The organism is Marinobacter sp. (genome assembly GCF_041686475.1).
GTDB lineage: Bacteria > Pseudomonadota > Gammaproteobacteria > Pseudomonadales > Oleiphilaceae > Marinobacter.
Genome location: NZ_JAWLDU010000037.1, coordinates 22,421 through 30,477, shown reverse-complemented (window position 1 = coordinate 30,477; position 8,057 = coordinate 22,421). Strand labels below are relative to the sequence as shown.

The 8,057-nt window shown below is 59.2% G+C and carries 8 protein-coding genes; 6 read left to right on the top strand and 2 right to left on the bottom strand.

Annotated features, from left to right (window positions below):
* The 3 genes from ACESMB_RS10060 to ACESMB_RS10050 form a co-directional block, all read left to right on the top strand.
* A partial coding sequence (locus ACESMB_RS10060) for an FAD-dependent oxidoreductase (RefSeq protein ID WP_372971451.1) occupies positions 1 to 588 on the top strand: 588 nt, incomplete at its 5' end.
* Between the two features lie 124 nt (positions 589 to 712).
* Positions 713 to 1,783, top strand: coding sequence for a uroporphyrinogen decarboxylase (hemE, locus tag ACESMB_RS10055; protein ID WP_372971450.1), 1,071 nt, complete (start codon positions 713 to 715; stop codon positions 1,781 to 1,783).
* 239 nt (positions 1,784 to 2,022) lie between these two features.
* Complete coding sequence (locus tag ACESMB_RS10050) at positions 2,023 to 2,391, top strand: PilZ domain-containing protein (protein WP_372971449.1); 369 nt, start codon at positions 2,023 to 2,025, stop codon at positions 2,389 to 2,391.
* Between the two features lie 58 nt (positions 2,392 to 2,449).
* On the opposite strand, the gene radA is transcribed toward ACESMB_RS10050, so the two are convergent.
* A complete protein-coding gene (gene radA / locus ACESMB_RS10045) occupies positions 2,450 to 3,829 on the bottom strand; it encodes a DNA repair protein RadA (protein ID WP_372926017.1) in 1,380 nt (459 codons plus the stop codon).
* Positions 3,829 to 5,490, bottom strand: a complete 1,662-nt coding sequence (gene ettA / locus ACESMB_RS10040; RefSeq protein WP_372971448.1) for an energy-dependent translational throttle protein EttA — start codon at positions 5,488 to 5,490, stop codon at positions 3,829 to 3,831. Before ettA ends, radA begins: the two co-directional genes overlap by 1 nt.
* A gap of 344 nt (positions 5,491 to 5,834) precedes the next feature.
* On the opposite strand from ettA, the gene glyA reads away from it, so the two are divergent.
* From glyA to ribD, 3 genes are all read left to right on the top strand, one after another.
* Positions 5,835 to 7,091, top strand: coding sequence for a serine hydroxymethyltransferase (gene glyA, locus ACESMB_RS10035; protein WP_372926019.1), 1,257 nt, complete (start codon positions 5,835 to 5,837; stop codon positions 7,089 to 7,091).
* A gap of 68 nt (positions 7,092 to 7,159) precedes the next feature.
* Complete coding sequence (gene nrdR / locus ACESMB_RS10030; protein WP_372926020.1) at positions 7,160 to 7,678, top strand: transcriptional regulator NrdR; 519 nt, start codon at positions 7,160 to 7,162, stop codon at positions 7,676 to 7,678.
* On the top strand, positions 7,675 to 8,057 hold a 383-nt coding region (gene ribD / locus ACESMB_RS10025; RefSeq protein ID WP_372971447.1), incomplete at its 3' end, for a bifunctional diaminohydroxyphosphoribosylaminopyrimidine deaminase/5-amino-6-(5-phosphoribosylamino)uracil reductase RibD. The genes nrdR and ribD, both read left to right, overlap by 4 nt.

Below are 8,057 nucleotides of genomic sequence, written 5' to 3'. Positions count from 1 at the left end.
GAAAAGGATGCCGAAGATTTTATCGATATGAAAGGCAAGCGCGTGGTGGTTCTCGGTGGTGGTGATACCGCCATGGACTGCAACCGCACTTCTATCCGTCAGCAGGCGACAAGCGTGACCTGTGCTTACCGCCGCGATGAGCAGAACATGCCGGGCTCGCGCCGTGAAGTGGCCAACGCCAAGGAAGAGGGCGTGAAGTTCATGTTCAACCGTCAGCCCATTGCCATCATTGGTGAGGATCGGGTTGAAGGTGTGAAGGTGGTTCAGACCCGTCTCGGCGAACCCGACGAGAACGGCCGCCGCCGTCCGGAAGTGGTCGCTGGCAGTGAGGAAGTCATCCCCGCTGACGCTGTGCTGGTAGCTTTCGGCTTCCGCCCGAGCCCGGCTGACTGGTTTGACGAGCAGAAGGTGAGCACCGACGACTCCGGCCGAGTTACTGCGCCTGAGGAGACGGAATTCGGTTTCCAGACCAGCAATCCCAAGATCTTTGCCGGTGGCGACATGGTCCGTGGCTCGGATCTGGTCGTAACCGCTATCTGGGAAGGGCGCCAGGCTGCCGAAGGTATCATGGACTATCTCGATATCTGATCGCCTCCGGTATTTGATCCGGATCAGAAGGGCGGCTTGCTGATAGTGAGCCGCCCTTTTTTATTGCCGCAAACCGGGTATCATTGCCCTCCGAAACTTTTACCGACAGCAGACTGGGAATGCTATGACCGAGCTGAAAAATGACCGTTTCCTGCGCGCGCTGATGCGTCAGCCAGTAGATCGCACACCGGTGTGGATGATGCGTCAGGCCGGCCGCTACCTGCCGGAATACCGCGCAACCCGTGCCAGGGCCGGGGATTTCCTCAGTCTCTGCAAGAATACACCGCTGGCCTGCGAGGTTACCCTGCAGCCCCTGGAGCGTTTCCCGCTGGACGCTGCAATCCTGTTCTCGGATATTCTTACCATCCCGGATGCGCTGGGGCTGGGCCTTTATTTCGAAACCGGAGAGGGCCCGAAATTCCGCAATACTATCCGATCCGCAGCCGATGTGGCCGCGCTACCCAGGATCAATGCGGAAGTGGACCTGGATTACGTGATGAATGCGGTGTCCACCATCCGGGGCGCGCTCAATGGCAGTGTTCCACTGATCGGCTTCTCCGGCAGCCCGTGGACCCTGGCGACCTACATGATTGAAGGCAGCTCGTCCAAGGACTTCCGCGAAGCCAAGAAACTGATGTATGGCCAGCCGGAGGTCATGCACCAGCTACTGGATCACCTGGCGGATTCAGTGATCGATTACCTCAACGGTCAGATTCGCGCGGGCGCCCAGGCCGTGCAGATTTTCGACACCTGGGGTGGCGTGCTGAGCAGCTGGGCTTACCAGGAGTTTTCCCTCAACTACATGAAGAAAATTGTCGCTGGCCTGATCCGCGAGAACGACGGGCGCCACGTGCCTGTGATCCTGTTCACCAAGAACGGCGGCCAGTGGCTGGAGTCTATCGCGGATTCCGGTGCGGATGCAGTGGGTCTGGACTGGACCACAGACATCGGCAATGCCCGTGCCCGGATCGGCGATAAGGTTGCCTTGCAGGGCAATATGGACCCGGCCATGCTGTATGCGCCGCCGGAGCGGATTCGGCAGGAAGTGGCGGATATCCTGTCCCGCTATGGTTCCGGGCCGGGGCATATTTTCAACCTCGGGCATGGGATTACCCCGGATGTTGATCCGGAGCATGCCGGGGCGTTTATTCGCGCTGTGACCGAGCTTAGCCCTCCGTATCATAATCAAGATTGATAGTTGGGAGTATCGGCTGGTTACCGAGCCGTTCCAAAACACGCCCGTGAATACGTCCCTGTAGGGCTCGGTCGCGCCATCCCTGGCGCTCCACGGTTTTGAAACGGCCCGGCAACCAACCTTTGTCGCACTTTCGCGTTAACGCCCCCGAAGTTAGCGCTGCCAGGTGCTAGCGCTAGATAGATTTCCCTGTGCGGTCTATAGTCATACTAGACAAGACCGGTAAACAGGAGTAACCCTTGCCAGCCAAATCCTCCGAAAAACGTCGTTTCCACAGAATCTCCTTCGATGCCGATTGCGAACTGCATTGCCATGATGAAGTGTGGCGTACGGAGGTGTTGGACATTTCACTGAAGGGCGTTCTGCTAAAGCGGCCAGAGGGATGGAGCGTCCCGCTGAAACAGCCGTGCGAGGTGATCGTCCATCTTGACGATCATGAAACCGCAATCGTCATGGCGGTGGAGTTACGGCATATTGAAGAGGAAAGGCTTGGGTTCAAGTGTCAGTATATTGATCTTGAGAGTGCGACCCATCTGAAGCGGCTGGTGGAGTTGAATCTGGGGGATCAGGCGTTATTGGAGAGGGAGTTTGGGCATTTGATTGAGTAGCCCAATGGTTGTTATCGGATTACAGCGTGGCGCCAGGCATCCAGGCTACAGAAAAAGCCTAAAGCTCCTCCAAGGCCGTAAGAGCGTCGCTAAGCTTGTTAACGGGGATAACCTTCATTCCCTCGATAGCCTTGCGAGGCGCATTGGACTTGGGTACCAGTGCGCGGGTAAAGCCATGTTTGGCGGCTTCGTAGATACGCTCCTGCCCACTGGGCACCGGGCGGATCTCGCCAGACAGGCCTACTTCACCGAAGATCACCAGATCCTGGGGCAGGGCGCGGTCGCGGAAGGATGACACTATGGCCGCGAGTAACGCCAGATCTGCGCTGGTCTCGTTGACTTTGACGCCGCCCACCACATTCACAAACACATCCTGATCCGACACGTGCATGCCCCCATGGCGATGCAGCACTGCCAGTAGCATCGCCAGCCGGTTCTGGTCCAGACCCACTGCCACGCGCCGTGGATAGCCGCCCTGGGCCATATCCACCAGCGCCTGTATCTCCACCAGCATCGGCCGTGTGCCTTCCCAGACCACCATCACCACACTGCCCGGGGCCGCTTCCTCGCCCCGGTTCAGGAAGATCGCACTGGGGTTTTTCACCTCCTTCAAACCCTGCTCCAGCATCGCAAACACGCCCAGCTCATTGACCGCGCCAAAGCGATTCTTGATGCCTCTCAGGGTGCGGTAACGACTGTCACTGGAGCCTTCCAGCAGGATGGAGCAGTCGATCATGTGTTCCAGCACCTTTGGTCCGGCCAGGCTGCCGTCCTTGGTGACATGGCCCACCAGGAACAGGATAGTGCCGGTCTGCTTGGCAAAGCGGGTCAGGTAGGCGGCGCTTTCGCGCACCTGGGAGACACTGCCAGGGGCCGACTCGGTTTCGGCCACGTGCATAACCTGGATACTGTCCACCACCAGGATGCGGGGTTTCTCGATTTCCGCCACGTGCATTACCCGCTCGACGCTGGTTTCCGACAGCATTTTCAGGTCTTTGGTGGGCAGCCCAAGGCGCTTGGCGCGCATGGCAACCTGTTGCAGTGATTCCTCACCGGTGACATAAAGCGCAGGGACGCTGGATGCCAAATGGCAGACCGCCTGCAGCAGCAAGGTGCTCTTGCCGGCGCCAGGATGGCCACCCATGAGGACGGCAGATCCCTCTACAAGGCCGCCGCCGAGCACCCGGTCGAATTCCTGCATGCCGGAGCTGATACGAGGCTGCTCGGCAAGGCTGACGTCGTCCAGGCTCTTGACTTCCGACAGGCTGCCTGCGAAGCCCTCGAAGCGTGCACCGCGGGCGCCCTTGGCATTGCCGCCACTGACGCCGCGAACCTCGCTGATGGCGTTCCAGGCCTGGCAGGCGGTGCATTGGCCCTGCCACTTGGAATAGTCGGCGCCGCATTCGGTGCAGACGTAGGCGGTTTTGGCTTTTGCCATCAGGCCAGCTTCTTGTACTTCATCCGCTGAGGCACCATCGCAGAATCGCCTTTGCGCTTCTTGTGGTCCTCATCGTATTCACTGAAGTTGCCCTCGAAGTACACCACTTCACCATCATCCTCAAACGCCAGGATATGGGTGGCCACCCGGTCCAGGAACCAGCGGTCGTGCGAGATTACCAGGGCGGAGCCGGGGAAGTTGAGAAGGGCCTCTTCCAATGCCCGCAGGGTTTCCACGTCCAGGTCGTTGGTGGGTTCGTCCAGCAGCAGCACGTTGCCGCCTTCCTTGAGCAGTTTGGCCAGGTGCAGGCGGTTGCGTTCACCGCCGGACAGATCGGCCACACGCTTCTGCTGGTCGGAGCCCTTGAAATTGAAGCGGCCCACGTAGGCCCGTGACGGTGTCTCGTAGTTGCCGATCTTGATGATGTCGTTGCCGTCGCTGAGCTCTTCCCAGACAGTGTTGTCCCCGTTTAGATCCCGCATCTGATCTACGTAGGCCAGTTTGACGGTTTCGCCCACGGTGATGGTGCCGGAATCCGGTTTGTCGTGACCGGCAATCATCCGGAACAGTGTGGACTTGCCGGCACCGTTACCGCCGATAATACCCACGATGGCGCCGGGGGGTGCGCTGAAAGATACATTCTCATACAGCAGGTGAGCACCGAAAGACTTGCTGATTCCGTCCGCCTCGATCACTTTGTCGCCCAGGCGCGGGCCGGGCGGGATATACAGTTCGTTGGTTTCGTTGCGCTTCTGGAATTCCTGAGAGCTCATTTCCTCAAAGCGTGCGAGGCGGGCCTTGCTCTTGGACTGGCGGCCCTTGGCGTTGCTGCGCACCCATTCCAGCTCGTGCTTGATGCTCTTCTGGCGGGAGGCTTCCTGTTTGGCCTCAACTTCCAGGCGTTTTTCCTTGTTCTCCAGCCACTGGCTGTAGTTGCCCTCGAATGGAATGCCGTGGCCACGGTCCAGCTCCAGAATCCAGCCGGCCACATTATCCAGGAAGTAGCGGTCGTGGGTGATGGCAACCACGGTGCCGTTGTAATCGTGCAGGAAGCGCTCCAGCCACGCCACGGATTCCGCATCCAGGTGGTTGGTGGGCTCGTCCAGAAGCAGCATGTCGGGATTTGAAAGCAGCAAACGGCACAGGGCGACACGGCGGCGCTCACCGCCGGAGAGGTTTTTCACCTTGGCATCCCAGGCTGGCAGGCGCAGGGCGTCGGCGGCCACTTCCTTTTTGCGCTCGATATCGTGGCCGTCGCTGGCCTGGATAAAGGCTTCCAGTTCGCCCTGTTTCTTCGCCAGCGCGTCGAAGTCGGCGTCTGGCTCGGCGTAGGCGGCATAGACCTGGTCCAGCTCGGCCAGGGCATTGTGGACACCGGCGACTGCCTCGTCGACAATTTCCTCGACGGTCTTGTCGTCGTCCAGTTCCGGCTCCTGGGGCAGGTACCCAACGTTGATGCCCGGCTGGGGGCGAGCCTCACCCGTGTAATCCTGATCCACGCCGGCCATAATTCGTAGTAAAGTGGACTTGCCGGCGCCGTTCAGGCCCAGCACGCCGATCTTGGCGCCCGGAAAGAAACTCAGGGAAATGTCCTTGAGAATTTCACGCTTGGGCGGAACCACCTTGCCCACGCTGTTCATGGTATAGACGTATTGTGCCATGTTGGCTAAACCTCTCTGGAAACAGGCTGGTGAATTCTGGCGCCGGAGGCGCGGGCGGCAGGGCAGGCCTTCAGGGATACGCTGTGAATACATCCCTGTACGCTCGACAAAATCATCCCTGATTTTGACGATCCCTGAAGGCCTGCCCCGCCGCCCTCGATCTGGTTGCGTATATTTGATCGGGTAAGGTATCGAAACCAAACAGGGATAGCAATTGAGCAAAAACCGTCTCTGGCCGTGTGTCGGTATCTGCGGACGGTATAAAGGATGATTTTTCACCCATTTGTAAGATAGAATAGCGACCCATTTTTTCGGGTAGCTACGCACACAGAGGCAGCGCATCAATGTTTAATCGTGATATGAAAATCGCCGGCTTTGACGACGAGCTCTGGAACGCCATGCAGGCGGAAGAGAAGCGCCAGGAGGCTCACATTGAGCTGATCGCGTCTGAAAACTACACCAGCCCGCGGGTGATGGAAGCCCAGGGTAGTGTACTGACCAACAAGTACGCGGAAGGCTACCCCGGCAAGCGTTATTACGGTGGCTGCGAATTTGTGGATATCGCCGAGGACCTGGCCATAAGCCGCGCCAAGGAACTGTTCGGTGCTGCCTACGCCAACGTTCAGCCCCATTCCGGTTCCCAGGCCAACTCCGCTGTTTTCATGGCACTGCTCAAGCCGGGCGATACTGTTCTGGGCATGAGCCTGGCCCACGGTGGCCACCTGACCCACGGTGCCAGCGTGAATTTCTCCGGCAAGATCTACAGCGCCGTGCAGTACGGTCTCAATGCGGAAACCGGCCTGATTGATTACGATGAAGTGGAAAGCCTGGCCCTTGAGCACAAGCCGAAGATGATCATTGCCGGCTTCTCGGCCTATTCCCAGGAACTGGATTTTGCCCGCTTCCGTCAGATCGCAGACAAGATCGGCGCCTGGCTGTTTGTGGACATGGCGCACGTGGCCGGCCTGGTGGCAGCTGGTGTCTATCCGGACCCGGTGCCTCACGCCCATGTGATTGCAACCACTACCCACAAGACCCTGCGAGGCCCCCGTGGTGGCCTGATCCTGGCCTGTGATGACGCCGACCTGCAGAAGAAACTGAACTCCGCAGTGTTCCCGGGCGGCCAGGGCGGCCCGCTGATGCATGTGATTGCGGCGAAGGCAGTGTGCTTCAAGGAAGCCATGAGTGATGAGTTCAAGGCCTATCAGAAGCAGGTTATCAGGAATGCCAAGGCCATGGCCGAGGTGTTCGTGTCCCGCGGCTTTGACGTTATCTCCGGTGGCACTGAGAACCACCTGTTCCTGGTCAGCCTGATCAAGCAGGACATTACCGGCAAGGACGCAGATGCAGCCTTGGGCCGAGCTCACATTACCGTCAACAAGAATGCGGTCCCCAATGACCCACGTTCGCCGTTCGTGACATCCGGATTGCGTATTGGTACGCCGGCGGTCACCACCCGCGGTTTTGGGCAGTCCGAGTGTCGCGATCTGGCTGGCTGGATGTGCGATATCCTGGACAACCTGGAAGACGAGACAGTCAATGACCGAGTTCGTCAGCAGGTCGAAGGCCTGTGTGATCGTTTCCCGGTCTACGCTGGCTAATCAGCCCGAACGCACCGCCAGGCGCACTGCAACGAGCATCGCCTGACGGATTGCAGGAGCGTCAGTTTATGCATTGTCCTTTCTGTGGTGAAGCGGATACCAAGGTAATCGACTCCCGGCTGGTGGCCGAGGGTGATCAGGTGCGTCGCCGCAGGGAGTGCCTGTCATGCCGTGAGCGTTTCACCACCTTTGAATCGGCCGAGCTGGTGATGCCCCGTGTCGTCAAGCAGGATGGCACGCGCCAACCATTTGATGAGGACAAGCTGAGAGCGGGACTGATGAAGGCGCTGGAAAAGCGTCCTGTCAGTATCGAGGAAATCGAGGCGGCTCTAAATCGCATCAGGTTCCGGTTGCGGGCCACCGGCGAGCGGGAAGTAAAGTCCATGCAGCTGGGTGAAGAAGTGATGACGGAACTGCGCCAGCTGGACAAGGTCGCTTACGTGCGATTCGCCTCGGTATACCGCAGCTTTCAGGATGTTAACGAGTTCAAGGAAGAGATTGAACGGCTTTCCGCGACTTCGGGCGATGATCCCGTGGATGTGGCCAAGGCGCTGGCGGATAACCACTCGTCCAAAGGACAGGCATGATCGACGCCCAGGACACGGCATTCATGGCCAGGGCGGTCCAGCTAGCCTGGCGCGGCCGCTATTCGACCCATCCCAATCCCCGTGTGGGGTGTGTGATTGCCCGTGGCAGCAAGATTCTCGGGGAAGGCTGGCATGAACGCGCGGGCGAGGCCCATGCGGAAATTCGCGCACTGAGCCAGGCCGGGCCTGATGCCCGCGGTGCGACGGCCTATGTAACACTGGAGCCGTGCAGCCATTTCGGTCGCACGCCGCCCTGTGCAAAGGCACTCGTTGAAGCCGGCATTGCTCATGTGTTTGCCGCCACCAAGGATCCCAATCCCTCGGTTTCAGGTCGTGGTCTCGACATGCTGCGGGAGTCAGGTGTCCGGGTGACCGAGGG

Bases quoted from the DNA above. Each gene is read 5' to 3' on its own strand.
- nrdR (WP_372926020.1), top strand. From the start codon at position 7,160: ATGCATTGTCCTTTCTGTGGTGAAGCGGATACCAAGGTAATCGACTCC.
- hemE (WP_372971450.1), top strand. From the start codon at position 713: ATGACCGAGCTGAAAAATGACCGTTTCCTGCGCGCGCTGATGCGTCAG.
- ettA (WP_372971448.1), bottom strand. From the start codon at position 5,490: ATGGCACAATACGTCTATACCATGAACAGCGTGGGCAAGGTGGTTCCG.
- radA (WP_372926017.1), bottom strand. From the start codon at position 3,829: ATGGCAAAAGCCAAAACCGCCTACGTCTGCACCGAATGCGGCGCCGAC.
- glyA (WP_372926019.1), top strand. From the start codon at position 5,835: ATGTTTAATCGTGATATGAAAATCGCCGGCTTTGACGACGAGCTCTGG.